The sequence below is a fragment of the Sinomonas humi genome, assembly GCF_000802235.1.
GTDB classification, from domain to species: domain Bacteria; phylum Actinomycetota; class Actinomycetes; order Actinomycetales; family Micrococcaceae; genus Sinomonas; species Sinomonas humi.
Genome location: NZ_JTDL01000149.1, coordinates 23,587 through 37,691, shown reverse-complemented (window position 1 = coordinate 37,691; position 14,105 = coordinate 23,587). Strand labels below are relative to the sequence as shown.

The 14,105-nt window shown below is 62.8% G+C and carries 9 protein-coding genes; 7 read left to right on the top strand and 2 right to left on the bottom strand.

Translation table 11 applies throughout. The annotated features are described in order from the left end of the window. Positions 1-63: 63 nt before the first annotated feature. Complete coding sequence (locus LK10_RS19085) at positions 64-312, bottom strand: WhiB family transcriptional regulator (RefSeq protein WP_043127419.1); 249 nt, start codon at positions 310-312, stop codon at positions 64-66. Between the two features lie 245 nt (positions 313-557). Between LK10_RS19085 and LK10_RS19080 the strand changes: the two genes are divergently transcribed. Continuing rightward, positions 558-986, top strand: a complete 429-nt coding sequence (locus tag LK10_RS19080) for a hypothetical protein (RefSeq protein WP_043127416.1) — start codon at positions 558-560, stop codon at positions 984-986. Here the strand turns inward: LK10_RS19080 and LK10_RS19075 are convergent. Next, positions 949-4,935 carry an FtsK/SpoIIIE domain-containing protein gene (locus LK10_RS19075; RefSeq protein ID WP_043127414.1) on the bottom strand — a complete coding sequence of 1,329 codons (3,987 nt, stop codon included), beginning with the start codon at positions 4,933-4,935 and terminating at the stop codon, positions 949-951. The genes LK10_RS19080 and LK10_RS19075 overlap by 38 nt on opposite strands. 201 nt (positions 4,936-5,136) lie before the next feature. On the opposite strand from LK10_RS19075, the gene glf reads away from it, so the two are divergent. From glf to LK10_RS19045, 6 genes are all read left to right on the top strand, one after another. Then, entirely contained in the window at positions 5,137-6,324 is a 1,188-nt protein-coding gene (gene glf, locus LK10_RS19070; RefSeq protein ID WP_043127411.1) for a UDP-galactopyranose mutase, read from the top strand. Beyond that, positions 6,321-8,327 carry a glycosyltransferase gene (locus tag LK10_RS19065; RefSeq protein ID WP_052207594.1) on the top strand — a complete coding sequence of 669 codons (2,007 nt, stop codon included), beginning with the start codon at positions 6,321-6,323 and terminating at the stop codon, positions 8,325-8,327. Before glf ends, LK10_RS19065 begins: the two co-directional genes overlap by 4 nt. Then, the gene (locus tag LK10_RS19060; RefSeq protein WP_043127408.1) at positions 8,324-9,181 is read left to right on the top strand and encodes an ABC transporter permease; all 858 of its coding nucleotides are present in this window, start codon (positions 8,324-8,326) and stop codon (positions 9,179-9,181) included. Before LK10_RS19065 ends, LK10_RS19060 begins: the two co-directional genes overlap by 4 nt. Positions 9,182-9,183: 2 nt before the next feature. Then, positions 9,184-9,918 carry an ABC transporter ATP-binding protein gene (locus tag LK10_RS19055; RefSeq protein ID WP_043127406.1) on the top strand — a complete coding sequence of 245 codons (735 nt, stop codon included), beginning with the start codon at positions 9,184-9,186 and terminating at the stop codon, positions 9,916-9,918. Further along, positions 9,915-11,966: an acyltransferase family protein gene (locus LK10_RS19050; protein WP_052207593.1), complete on the top strand. Its 2,052-nt coding sequence runs from the start codon at positions 9,915-9,917 to the stop codon at positions 11,964-11,966. The genes LK10_RS19055 and LK10_RS19050 overlap by 4 nt, the downstream gene beginning before the upstream one ends. Positions 11,967-12,027: 61 nt before the next feature. Further along, the gene (locus tag LK10_RS19045; RefSeq protein ID WP_043127403.1) at positions 12,028-14,097 is read left to right on the top strand and encodes a DUF6541 family protein; all 2,070 of its coding nucleotides are present in this window, start codon (positions 12,028-12,030) and stop codon (positions 14,095-14,097) included. Positions 14,098-14,105: the final 8 nt, after the last annotated feature.

Sequence of the window (14,105 nt, the reverse complement as noted above, 5' to 3'; positions counted from 1 at the left end):
CGGCGGGCGGAAAGCGTTCTGCCAGAGGTCCTGGCTCAAGGCTTTAGGAGGAGGCTAGGGGCCCTAAGAGGCGCGGCGAGCCCGGGCGGCGCGGCGCTTGAGGGCCCGACGCTCGTCTTCGCTCATTCCGCCCCATACCCCTGCGTCCTGACCAGACTCGAGCGCCCACTGGAGGCACGTGTCGATCACCGGGCATCGACGGCAGACGCTCTTGGCTTCCTCGATCTGGAGGAGTGCCGGGCCGGTATTCCCAACGGGGAAGAACAGCTCGGGATCCTTGTCGAGGCATGCAGCACGATCACGCCAATCCATGGTTCTTGAAGTACTCCGTTCCCGGGGGACGCTGCCTTTGTGAACTTTTTCACGAGGCGTCCCAAAGCAAAGGGGCCTTATCTGGGCCCCACGGTCAACTCCAATAAGGTTGTCACGTTAACTGTGTGTAAACAAGGGGGAAGAGGGAGGATTTGGGCCCGCAGAGCGAGGGATGCATCACATCTGAAGGCTTCTGCGACGCCCGCTTGGCATCGCTTATGCGCCGTGCCGGGTAGTCTCGCCCTGTGCAGTCTTCCAGCTCCTCGGACCAGCGTCCGTCCAAGCCCCCGCAGCTCACGATCCTCGTGGCGCTCGTGCTCATCGAAGCACTTGCGCTCTTGGTCATCGCGGGAATGTACGCGGTCGAACTCGCCACCGGGCAGGCGCACGTATCCCCTGGCGGGGCCGTTTTCACCATGGTTCTCCTTATCGTCCTGGGTGCAGGAATCGGCGCCGCTGGCATTTTGCTGTGGCGGGGCTACCGGTGGACGCGTTCAGTCGTGTTGGTCGTCCAGCTCTTTGCTGGGACCATCGGGCTCCCAACCATGTCCGGGGGATACGTCCTCTACGGGCTACTTATCCTCGTCCCGGCCGCTGCGGCGCTCTACCTCCTTTTCTCACGCCCGGTCTTCGCCATTACGCAGCGGCCCATTCACGAGAATGACGGCGAGTAAATAGAGACTGCCGGTCTGCCGCTCCGCCGAGCCAGCCAAGTTGGACCTCGGTCTGACGCCCCCTGACTACAGCGATAGCGCGCCCCGGCACTAGCCGTTCCAAGGGCTCGAGGCGCACGCCGAAGGCGTCTCCATCTGTCGGGGACCGAGGTCCGAGGGCGATCCCCGTCTCGGTTCTGATCGCCTTTGCACGGAGAGCAGGCGGCAGCGTGCTGAGAAGTGGGGCCCCGTAACCCGCCGTGACGATCACCGAGGCCCCTTCCTCGAGCGCGAGACGGACCGCTTCGCCGTCGCGCATGCTCAAAGCGTCTGCATCGTCCAAGAGGAGCAGGGGCATCTCTCCAGCTCGGGCTGAAGTGAGCGCATCGGCCACCGCCTTCTCGATATTTCCTCCCCCCAGTCCTTCGCTCAGCCACGGGCCGACGGCGGGATTCATGCTCGGAAGAGCCTCGAGGAAAGATGTCTTCCCGGAGCCAGCGCGCCCAAGGGCCAACAGGAGATCGCCCGGTTCGAGAGGGACGAGGAGTGGTTGAGCTCTGTCCTCATGGAGCCCGATCGCTATCAGCCGACGTTGCGCTCCCCGTGCCTGAGGCTCATGATCGCCGCTCGCCATTGCTGCCTCTGCTACCTCGGTCGCGGTGACCACACTGGGAAGCGGGAGGATCCGCAACAGAGGCTGGGAGGAGCGAGGAACGGACAACGGCTGCTGAGCTGAGGGAGGGGCTGTGAAGCATTCAACCAGAATCGGATCTCCGTTCTCCAGAAGGCCAGTTGCTATACCTCGCAATGGGCCGCCGGAACAGGAGGGGAGCCGGGGCCACCCAAGCCGGGCATCATCTGGCATTCCATGGGGGAGGAAGATGCGGCAGCGGAATTCGCCGAAGGCACGGGAGGCAACGAGGTCTCCTTCGTCCGCGATGAGCAGGACAAGACCAGAGGAACGGGCCGTCCGGATAAGTTCGAAGAGCTCTCCCTCTGCTTGAGGATTCGGGCTGTTCCGGAAGGCCGAGACCCAACGGCTCCAACCCGAGACCACGAGGATCAGGCTCGCACGCTCTGAGCCTCTCGCTGCCTTGGGACGCCGGCTCGACACTTCCTCCGAAAGCCGTGAGATGATCCGGGCTGCATGGCCGAGGTCGCCAAGCCGAACGTAGGCACCGATTCGCTCATGCTGTTCCAGATGGGGGAGGGCATCACATGCATCGAGAACGTACAGGTGCCGAAGCCGCATGCCATCCGCTAGCTGGCATGCGACAGTCGTGAGAATCTGTCCCGATCCAGAGGCCGCCCCGACGATGGCGAGATGTCCTTGTTCCTCAGGCGCCCACCGCAGCGCTGCAAGACGTTGCTCATGCGGTAGGTCGGCGATTCCCAACAGGACGCGGCGCCCCGGTTTCGGCGCTGGCCCAGCGTCGTCGGGAGGGGAGTCGGCTACTGGTCGCCGCGGAGGAGTGCCGCCAAGGGTGGCCCAAGCCGCCCGAGCCGTCTCGACAAAATGGCTCGTCGAACGGTCAGCCTTCTCGTCCTGAAGCCGGGGCATGGTGCTGCCCCTAAGCCAGTCGACCGCTGATTCGAGCCGGACTGCCGAAAGTTCGGGGTCTGGCGCGAGTGCGAGGGAAGCGGTCTGGAATTCGATCGGTTCGCCTCCTCCGATGGCAAGATAACCGCGACCCGGGAGAGCTGTTGGCACCCGCGCAGCCAGATCAGAACCGATCACGTCTCGCGACTCAACGGCTCCGCTGACCCGCAGGGCGATCGCACACCCGACGTTTGCGCGAATGTCCGCGGAAATCGCCCCGTGGGGCCGTTGGGTCGCCATGATCAGGTGAATTCCGAGTGACCGGCCCACGCTCGCAATGCGCAGAAGTTCGCGAAGCGAGTCCGGCTCCTCCTCCACGAGGACTCTGAACTCGTCCACCACTATGGCCAACCGCGGCAATGTCTCCTTCCCCCTGGCGGTATAGGCGGCGATATCCTCGCAGTCTGCTTCTGCAAGCAGTTGTTCGCGCCGGACGACCTCTGCGGACAGTGAGACGAGGACACGCCCCAGCCCTCCGCTCAGGTCAGTCAAGAGGCCTACGCAATGGGGGAGCGGCTCTAGCGGTGCGAGGCCCGCTCCTCCTTTGAAATCGATGAGGAGGAACGTGAGCTCATCTGGCGAGTGAAGTGCGGCTCCGCCGGAAATCATGGTGCGCAGGAGCTCCGACTTGCCAGCCCCCGTGGTTCCAGCCACGAGAATATGGGGACTGTCGCCGACTAGGTCAATGGTGAGGTGGCCGGATTCGGCGACTCCCAGCGGGAGCCGGCAGCCCTTTCGCTGAGTCGAATTGCTCCAGGCTTCGACCAGCTTCACCCTCGTCAGGCCGGCGAGAACCTCAAGGCCGCACGCATCTGGCAGCGGGAGGCCCCGTCCCGTGCTGCTCAAGGCGTCAGAGTGGTGCGATGCGCTCTCGCGCGCTACCTGCTCGAAGGGAACGTGACCGAGCAAGTCGGGCGAGAACTTGCAGTGAAGAGATCCTGAAGCCATGTGGCCAGAGGATTCGCTCACTTGGACTACGGCGTCGTGGGTACCGAGCGCACCGACGGCGTCGACCACGCAAGAGCCCTGTCTCTGCAACTCTTTGGCAAGCTCGGTGGCTTTCGAGCTTGGTGCACCTGGCATGAGAAGCGTGAGGGCTCGTCCTGCTCCCGGCCACATGCCGGCAGGGGTGAGCGATTCCACGTCGCCGTCCCTGACAACGCGGACGCGCGGCAGGTAACGCGCGGCAAGCCTGAGCTTGTCCGAGCCTCCTATGAGCTGGACGCGGAGCCGCTGAGCGGAGGGAAAGACGGCGAGTTGCACCAGCAGGAAGCGCGCGAGTCCTTCGATTTCGGCGTTGCGTCCCTCAAGGCGGACAGTCCCCTCCAGAGCCAGGACGAGTGGTGCGCGGGGATGGCTGGGAGGAAGTGCGTCGAGGGGAGGGTCGACCGTGATGTCGGCTGGAAGCTCCGCAGTGCCCAGACGGACCAGGATTGGAGCCTCGCTCTCGCGCAGTGCTACCGGGCTGGAAGCTGAGACCGCACCGGAGGCCAGACAGAGTTGCGCGGCGTCCGGCGCCGCGGCCGTTCTCCGTTCAAGATCCTGCTTGACTGCAGCCTCCAGATCGCGCTGGAACCTGCGGCGCTCTCGCCGTCCTTCGGCGAGTGGGAGGGCTAGAGAGACGAGCGACATGCTCGAGAAGGCGAGGAACATCCACTGGCCGAAGAACAACGCCAGCCCGACGCCCATGGCGAGCGGTGCCAAGCCCAAGGCGAGCGTCGTCGTCGTCCGCTGGGGCGGGATGCGGCGCACGACCTTGAGCGGGTCTCCATGAGGCGACCCAGCGCGTGGGTCGACCACCGCTTCCCCCGCGAACTCGAGGCTGCAGACGGTTCCGCCCACCCGGAACTCCTGCTGGGCCTCTAGGACCGTCGCGCGCACGCGCTGCATGCCGAGCCACGTTCCGTTGGAGCTCCCACAGTCGACCAGGCGGACAACCGTGTCAGTCACATGTAGCTCGGCGTGACGACGGGAGAGCTCCGGATCTGGAAGGCCTATAGTCCCCGGCGCGTCCCTGTCGGTGCCGTCGCGCCGTCCTATGCAGTGAAGTCCGCGCTCGAGAGGGATGATCCGGCCCGCGGCTGGACCGCTTCGGACGGCGAGGAGAAGAAGCTCGGCCCCGTCCGCCGTCGTCGTCGAATTCGCCTGGCCGCCCAGCAAGAGGGCCCCGTTCACCAAGGGCGGCTCGCCGATGACGAGCGAATGGAGCGGGGCGCCATCCACGGTGATTCCCGTCACCCCGCGGCGGGCGTCGATGAGGTCGGCGAGGGCGCTCCCGCTCGCGCCGTCCGGCAGCGTCGCCACGAGCTCCTCGCTCGTCTGAAGCCCCCGCCCTGCCCCCGGGGCTATCAGCGTGACGTGCAGTTCCATGTGTCCCCCCAAAGCTCAGTTCCTCCTACGAGGCTATGCAGTCTGAGCCGTGGCAGTCCGCTGTCGAGGAGCTTATGTGGACAACTGAAGGATGAGGGGAATCACCGCTGCTGGAGAGGGGCTTCGGCGTCGTCCGGTAGTCTTGGACCGCAGGAAGGCCGGTGCCCGTGGCATCGGCGTGCCCCGAATACAGGAGAATTTGTGGACGCTGATCTCGTCGTCGTCGGATCCGGCTTCTTCGGCCTCACAGTGGCCGAGCGCGCAGCCAAGGAGCTCGGACTCAAGGTCACGGTGATCGACCGTCGCCATCACATCGGGGGCAATGCCTATAGCGAGGATGACGCCCAGACTGGCATTGAAGTGCACCGCTACGGTGCCCACCTCTTCCACACCTCGAACAAGCGAGTGTGGGACTACGTCAACCAGTTCACGACATTCACCAACTACGTGCACCGGGTCTACGGCGTCCACAAGGGAGAGGTCTTCCCCCTGCCGATCAACCTCGGCACGATCAACCAGTTCTTCCGTGCCAACTACTCACCCTCCGAGGCACGCACCCTCATTGAGGAGCAGGCGGGGGAACTCGCGGGTACCGATCCGCAGAACCTCAATGACAAGGGGATCCAGCTCATCGGGCGTCCGCTCTACGAGGCGTTCATCAAGCACTACACCGGCAAGCAGTGGCAGACGGACCCGAAGGATCTGCCGGCTGGGATCATCTCGCGGCTTCCCGTTCGCTACACGTACGACAATCGCTACTTCAACGACACGTACGAGGGTCTCCCCACCAATGGGTACACGGCGTGGATCGAGCGTATGGCCGACCATCCGAACATCAGCGTGCAGCTCAACACGGACTTCTTCGACGAGTCGCAGCCTGTCAGCAAGGGCAACGTGGTCGGCAACGTTCCCGTCGTCTACACCGGTCCGGTTGACCGCTATTTCGAGTACAAAGAGGGCGACCTCTCGTGGCGCACCATCGACTTCGAGGAAGAGGTCCTGGAAGTCGGTGACTTCCAGGGGACCTCGGTCGTGAACTACAACGACGCCGACGTGCCCTTCACGCGCATCATCGAGCCGCGCCACTTCCATCCTGAGCGCAACTACCAGACCGAGAAGACGGTCATCATGCGCGAATTCTCCCGATTCGCGGAGAAGGGCGACGAGCCCTACTACCCGATCAACACCGAGGCTGACCGCGCGAAGCTTCTCGCGTACCGCGACTTGGCAAAGTCCGAGAACTCTGTCCTGTTCGGCGGCCGTCTGGGCACATACAAGTACCTCGACATGCACATGGCCATCGGCTCGGCTCTGAGCATGTTCGACAACAAGATCAAGCCGCATTTTGAGGGCGGCGAAGCACTCGTCAGCGGAGGCGTGGACGAATGACGGCGGTCGACGTTAAAGAAATCGTGAACGAGGAGTCCGAGCAGGAGTGGCAGACGCTCCAGCGGGTCATCCTGCCGCCTCAGGAGCAGATGGACACGGTTCCGCTCTACGTGGACATGGGCACCGCTACTGGGGTCCAGCTCCCGACGACGGGCGACGCGAGCGATCGGGAGCGCAAACCGCGCGCTATCAGCAGTCCGGCCCGGGAGGCGCATTCCGAGGACTTCGTCTCGCGCTTCTCGATGATGGTCCGCCCTGGTGACCGCGTCTCTTTCGGCACGTACTTCAACGCCTTTCCGGCCAGTTATTGGCGGCGCTGGACCAATGTCGAAGCCGTCCGGCTGAGCGTGACGACATCCGGCGAGGGCGCCGTCGTGGTCTACAAGTCCAACTCGCGCGGTTCGCTTCAGCGCGTCGACTCCCAGCGGGTCGAGGGCCAGACGACGACGACGTTCGACCTCTCGCTCAAACCCTTCGGCGACGGCGGGTGGTACTGGTTCGACATCGTCGCCGGTTCCGAGCCTGTGGAGATCACCCGAGCCGAGTGGCAGGCAGCCGGCCCAGCGCCCCAGCGCGGAACCGTGACGCTTCAGATCACGACGCTCAACAAGACGGATTTCTGCCTCAACAACCTTCGTCTCCTCGCTGCGGACTCTGAAGCACTCGAGGCCCTCCAGGAAATCCTCATCGTTGATCAGGGCACCCAGAAGGTCGCCCAGGCGGATGGTTTCGACGAGGTCAAGGCGGAGCTTGGGGGACGGCTCCGGATTATCGAGCAGAGCAATCTCGGCGGGTCCGGCGGCTTCTCGCGCGGCATGTACGAGGCGGTGGCCAATGGCAGTGACTATGCGCTGCTCATGGACGACGACATCGTCGTGGAGACGGAGAGCATCCTTCGCCTCGTGACCTTCGGCGATCGTTGCAAGACTCCGACCCTCGTGGGCGGCCATATGTTCGACCTCTTCAACCGCACGGTTCTCCACACCTTCGGTGAGATCGTCAACCCGTACCGCATCCAGCCGGCCTTGCCGAGCGACGAAATGGAACTGGGCCACGACTTCCTCGTTTCCAACCTCCGCCAGACCCCGTGGCTGCACCGTCGTTGCGACGTCGACTACAACGGCTGGTGGATGTGCCTCATCCCGACGTCGGTAATCCGGGAAATCGGGCTCTCACTCCCCATCTTCATCAAGTGGGACGACGCGGAATACGGGCTCCGGGCCAAGGAACGGGGCTTCCCGACGGTCTCTATGCCGGGCGCCGCCGTTTGGCACGTTTCGTGGATCGACAAGGACGATCTGGTCGGGTGGCAGGCTTACTTCCACACTCGGAACCGCGCCCTCACTGCTTTGCTGCACAGCCCGTATGAGCTCGGCGGACGAGTGATCCGAGAGCTCCAGCAGGATGACATCAAGCATCTCGTCTCGATGCAGTATGCGACTGTGCAAGGCCGGGAGTGGGCGATTCAGGACCTCCTCAAGGGGCCGGGTTCGCTTCGCGGACTCCTCGAGACGAAGCTTCCTGAAATCCGCAAGATGCTCTCAGAGCACACTGATGCTGTTTTCAAGCCCGACCCCGACGAGTTCCCCGCGCCTCGCATGGCAAAGCCGCCGAGGCACGGTCAGGGCTTCAGCCGACCGGGCAAGGCTGTGCTCGTGCCGTGGGCTCTGAAGACGGTCGCGCGTCAGCTCGTCAAGCCGGTAGTTGATACGAGCAGGGAACGCCCGCAGGCGAACGTCCCCCACATGGACAACAAGTGGTGGCGAATGTCGCAGTACGACTCGGCCGTGGTTTCGAACGCTGAGGGGACGGGTGCGTCCTGGTACAAGAGGGACCCACGGGTCATGCGGCGAATGCTTGCCGAGAGCGCCAAGCTTCACGGTGAGCTCCTCGCCCGCTGGCGTTCGTTGTCTTCCGAGTACAAGAGCGCTCTGCATGATCTGACGTCGTTGGACTCGTGGAAGAAGACGTTCGACGAACACACATTGAGCGACTCCCGGTGAGTACTGCTCAACAGTTGGTCAGGCCCGGAGTAGGAGCGGGTCTGGCCGACACCTTCCGTTCGCGATTCCTGCTCAAGCTCCTCGTGCGCAAGGAGCTCAAGGTCCGTTACCGAGGCTCGGTTCTTGGCCTGCTCTGGTCCTACGTGAAGCCGGGCGTCCAGTTCATCGTGTTCTATCTGGCCATGGGTGTGTTCCTCGGCCTTAACAAGGGCACTGAAAACTACGCGGTCTACCTCTTCTCCGGAATCGTGCTGATCAACTTCTTCACGGAGGCGCTCGGCAACGCGGCCCGGTCGATCGTGGGCAACGGGAACCTGATCAAGAAGATCTATCTTCCTCGCGAACTGTTCCCCGTCGCCTCGGTGTGGGTTTCGGGGGTGCACTTCTTCCCGCAGCTCGTGGTGCTCATTGTCGCGTGCGTCTTCTCGGGTTGGCATCCGTCGCTGCTGCAGCTGGCGGCCGCCGTGTGCGGGTTCATCCTTGTGGCGCTGCTCGCAACGGGTCTTGGACTGTTCTTCGGGGCAGTCAACGTGTATTTCCGCGATTTCGAGAACATCGTCGACCTCCTCCTGATGGTGGTCACGTGGGCGTCGCCCGTGCTCTACGTGTGGACCCAGGTCCGCAACACCTTGGGAGCGGGTTTCTTCGCGTTCTATCAAGCCAACCCGATAACGATCGCGGTGGAGATCTTCCATTACGCATTCTGGTATCCGACCACGAGTGGTACGGCTGAGCTCCCGCCACACCTCGTGACCATTTGGCTCCCCGTGGGCCTCGCAGTATCTCTCGCGGTGGTCGTGATCGGGCAATTCACCTTCCGGCGGCTTGAGGGCCGTTTCGCGCAGGAGCTCTGAGCGTGGCGACCGCAATCGAAGTCAGCAAGATCAGCAAACAGTTCGTGCTCCGCCACACCCGGTCGCTCAAAGAGGCCCTCGTCTGGTTGATCCGGGGACGCCGCGGAGATCTGAGCCAGAAGTTTTTCGCCTTGCATGACGTCTCTCTGACCGTTGAGCAGGGGGAGAGCGTCGCGCTCCTTGGCTTCAACGGCTCAGGGAAGTCCACGCTCCTCAAGCACATTTCGGGCGTCATGACGCCGGATTCTGGAACCGTGCGGACGCGTGGACGCGTCGCGGGTCTCATCGAGGTGGGAGCGGGCTTCCACCACGACCTCACCGGCCGCGACAACGTGTACCTCAACGGCGCAATCCTTGGCATGAGCGAAGAACAGATCAATGAGCGCTTCGACTCAATTGTCGAGTTCTCGGAGATCGGCGAGTTCATCGATACCGAGGTCAAGTTCTATTCGTCCGGCATGTACCTGCGTCTTGCCTTCTCAGTCGCCGTCCATACAGATCCCGAGGTGTTCCTCGTCGATGAGATCCTTGCGGTCGGGGACGAGCCTTTCCAGCGGAAGTGCATAGCGAAGATCAAGGAGCTCGCCGCAGAGGGTAAGACTCTTGTGGTTGTGAGCCATGATCTGAACCTGATCCCGGAGATCTGCCAACGTGGCATTCTGCTGGAGAAGGGACGGGTCATGTTCGACGGAAAGGTCGATGACGCGATTCACCTGATGCGAGCGGAAAGGACGTGAGCCGGGGCGGGGCCTCTCAGCGCAGCGACATCCAAGGACTTCGCGCGCTTGCTGTGAGCCTTGTCGTCGTCTATCACCTGCGGCCAAGTGTCCTGCCGGGTGGCTTCATTGGGGTAGACGTCTTCTTCGTCATCTCAGGCTTCCTCATTATTGGATCTCTGGTCCGGGAGGCCGCGCGGGACCAGACGGTGGATATTGTGACGTTCTACTCACGGCGCATCCGTCGGCTTGTTCCCGCAGCCGCAGTCGTGCTTCTCGCCGTCGTTGCGGCTACCGTGGTCCTCCTGCCGGGGAGCCGTTGGCAGGCCGTTTCGTCGGACGTGTTGTTTTCCTTGCTTCAGGTGCAGAACTGGCATCAGGCGTTTTCCAGCACCTCCTATGCTGGCGCCACCGCGGCGGTGTCGCCGATTCAACACTTCTGGTCGCTCGCAGTCGAAGAGCAGTTCTACCTGCTCGTGCCGGTCTTGCTTTGGGTTGTCCTCCGTCTGTCGTCGCGGCGACCAGACCGGTCCATTGCAGGCCGCGCGGTTCTTGTGCTTGCACTGATAGCCAGCGCCTCGCTCGTCTATAGCGTCTTCCTGAGCAACGCGGCGCACACGCTCGCCTATTTTGCGACAACCACCAGGCTTTGGGAGCTGGCCGTCGGCGGCTTGGCAGCTCTCGTCCCGCAAACCGCGCTCGAACAGATTTCCGGCTGGTCGGCCCTGGCGACTTGGACCGGATTCGCCGCAATCGTCATTGCGGCGAGAACGCTCTCCACGGACATGGCGTTTCCGGGCTACATTGCTCTCGTGCCGGTTCTTGGCACAGTGCTGCTGCTCAGGTCGGGAGATGGTGCTCGCCTTCACAACCGCTGGTCAGCTGGCCGCATATTGAGCTGGAAGCCGATCGTCTTCGTCGGAGATGTCTCCTACTCGCTCTATCTATGGCATTGGCCGTTGGTGGTCTTCACCGTGGCGATCCTCGGCAGGGAACTTCGGATTCGGGAAGCCATCGTTCTTGCAACGTTGAGCCTTGCCCTCGCTGCCGTTTCCTACTACCTCATCGAGGAGAGGTTTCGGCGCCCGAGGCCGGAGTCACGGTCGGGGAGATCGAGGACCATGGGTTCTTATCGCATCGCCGCGGTCACTTCGCTCGTCGTCGCCCTCACGGCATGGGGGCCGTGGCAGGTGATCGAAGGCAAGCGGGCCGAACTGCAGGCAGGACTCTCAAATCAGGACTACCCGGGTGCGATGGCTTGGGGAAGCAATCCTCGGCCGGTCTCGAGCGGCCTTCCTGCCCGGCCCGACCCGGCGGTGGCCGCTCAGGACGTACCCGTTACGTACACCACCGATTGTGGTGTCTACGATCCGGAAAAGACCCCCGACGATCAGTGCTGGTATGGGGCTCCCCGCGAGTCCTCGGCTCCAACCGTGGCTATCGTCGGTGACTCGCATGCTGGTCAATATGTCGATTCGCTTGTCGAGATCTCCAAGCGCGTTCCGCTGAAGATTCACGCGATGGTGCGCAACGGGTGCCCCTTTTCCACAACTCCGCCTCGCTCAGGCACCACGAGCTTTGCCAATTGTTCGGATCAGAATAAGGTCACCCTTCAGAGGCTCCTGCGGGATCGCCCCGACCTTGTGCTGCTGGCGGGAATGACCAGCAGCGGATACAAGAACGCACTCGGATGGACCTGGGACGCGAGCCAGCCTTTGACGTCCGGATACGTCGACGCCCTCACTACGCTGGGCAAGGCGGGTATCCGAGTGCATGTCCTGGCAGACAATCCTTTCCCACCGAGCAGCCCCGCGGAATGCTTACAGCGAGCAGGGGCAGGTGAGTCCTCCTGCAGCTTCCCCGATCAACGTCCTGAAGACGATCTCGTCTCAGCCGCGCGGCAGGTCGATGGTGTGAACGTGCTCGACTTGCACCCCTACTTTTGTCGTAACGGCACTTGTCCGGCTGTCATCGGGAATATCGTCGTTTACAGGGACAACCACATGACCGCCACCTTCGCGAAGTCGTTGGCGGGGCTCCTAGCAGATCATCTCGGGGTGGTCTCGTGAGTGGGGTTCGGTTTGTGGATCAACTGCACCGTGAGTTTTGTCATGAGAAGGGGAAGAGATCATGAGTTGGCTTGGAGCGGTCCCGGCGATAGGCATTGCCGTGCTCGTGCTGGTGGTTCCGGGTCTTCTCGCGAGCCTGGCGTTTGGACTTCGAGGGTACGCGCTCGTCGGACTCGCACCAGCATTCTCGATGTCTTTCATCGCGATCGCTTCCACGCTCGCCCCGCTGGTCCACCTGCGCTGGGGAATCCTGCCGCTCGCAGTCGCGACGCTCTTGGGCGGGCTCGTTGTCTGGGCGCTGCGTCGGCTGCTGCGCTGGCCGCTCACCGGGGAAAGACTTCTCCCGCGTTGGAGAGGGCATCGGATCCACTACGCCGCATATGTGCTCGGCCTGCTATTCACCGCCGCTCTCATTGGTCGCAGCCTGCTCATCGCCTTCGTCAGCCCTGACAGCTTTTCCCAGACATTCGACAACGTCTTTCATCTGAATGCGCTGAGGTACATCCAAGACACGGGCTCTGCATCCTCGCTCACCGTTGGCCTGATGGCGGGGTCGTCGTTCTACCCTGCTGGTTGGCATGCACTTGCTTCCCTCGTGCAAGGGCTGGCAGGCGTTCCCATACCTCTGGCCGTGAACGCCACAAATCTCGCCATCGGAGCTATGGTCTGGCCCGTATCCGTCGTATTTCTCGTCCGTACCATCTTTGGAAGCAGACCGCTCGCGATTTTCACGGGAGCTCTCCTGTCAGCGGGGTTTGCGGCGTTCCCCCTGTTGATGATCGACTTCGGTGTCCTCTACCCGAATTATCTCGGTCTCGCTCTTCTGCCAGCTTGTCTCGCCCTGTTGTTGCGGGCAATGAGGTTGTCCCATGCGCCGAACATTCCGGCTCTGCGCGAGTGGTTGATGTTGGGCGCTGCGATGATCGGCATGTCGGTTGCGCACCCCAATTCTGCGATGGCGCTGTTGGCCTTCAGCATTCCGCTGTTCATCCTGGTGTACGCGAGGCACGTGCTGGGCGTCCTGCGCTCGAGCGTGAAGAGCCGCCGGCGGATTGTCGGCCCGTCGGTTCTTCTGCTTGTCTTCCTGATCCTGTCAGTGGTGGTGTGGAAGGCTGTGCGTCCGCCACTGTCCGCCGCATTTTGGCCTCCTACGCAAACTATCGCCCAGGCGGTCGGGGAAGGATTGCTCGGCGCCCCTATGCGTATGGCCCCCACATTCGTCATCGTGGTTCTTCTGGTCGTCGGCTTGTTCTACTGCGTTCGTAACCGGCGGATGTGGCCTGCACTCATCACCTTCCTTATGGGGCTTGGCCTCTATGTGATCGTTTCCGGCTACCCTGCAGGCAGTTTCCGCAATTTTGTGACGGCGGTCTGGTACAACGACAGCTACCGTCTAGCCTCACTCTTGCCCATGGTTCTCATTCCGGTGGCTGTGGGGGGAGCGCTGGCATTGGCTCGAGCGTGGGGGCGAGCGGCCGCTCGAATTTCGGGCTCGCCGTCGAACATTGATGCGTCGACCGCCGGTGACACGACTCGGTTCCCAGCTGTTTCCGCCTCGGCGGGGGCCGCGCTCGGGGCGGCACGTCGCAGCAAGCCCCAGCGAATGCAGATCCAGCCCCTTCTCAGCGGCGCCGGTCTCCTCGTGCTCACCGTTCTTCTTGTCTTGGCCTCCCAATACGGGCAGGTGGCCACTGAGCGAGTGAATGCGAGAGGTCTCTACGACCTACGAGGGAACTCGCCTCTTGTCACTACCGACGAGATGGCGATTTTGGACCGGCTCGACACGCATGTTCCATCGAACGCGGTCATTGCTGGTTCGCCCTACACGGGAACGGCGCTGGCCTATGCCCTCGCTGACCGGAAGACCCTTCAGCTTCACATTCTCTCCCCGATCACTCCGCAGATTCAGGCCGTCGATACCGGCCTGCGCGATGCTCCAGCAAACTCGGCTGCGTGCACCGCAATCAAGGACCTACATGTGCAATATGTCCTTGACTTCGGCACCCAGGAGATTCACCACGAGAACCACCCGTACCACGGCGTGGAAGACCTGCAAGGCTCGCACGCCGTTCAGCTCATCGACCAGCAGGGTGCCGCGCGGCTCTACAAGGTGGTTGCATGCCAAGGGTGATCTGCAAA

Bases quoted from the DNA above. Each gene is read 5' to 3' on its own strand.
- LK10_RS19085 (WP_043127419.1), bottom strand. From the start codon at position 312: ATGGATTGGCGTGATCGTGCTGCATGCCTCGACAAGGATCCCGAGCTG.
- LK10_RS19075 (WP_043127414.1), bottom strand. From the start codon at position 4,935: ATGGAACTGCACGTCACGCTGATAGCCCCGGGGGCAGGGCGGGGGCTT.
- LK10_RS19065 (WP_052207594.1), top strand. From the start codon at position 6,321: ATGACGGCGGTCGACGTTAAAGAAATCGTGAACGAGGAGTCCGAGCAG.
- LK10_RS19045 (WP_043127403.1), top strand. From the start codon at position 12,028: ATGAGTTGGCTTGGAGCGGTCCCGGCGATAGGCATTGCCGTGCTCGTG.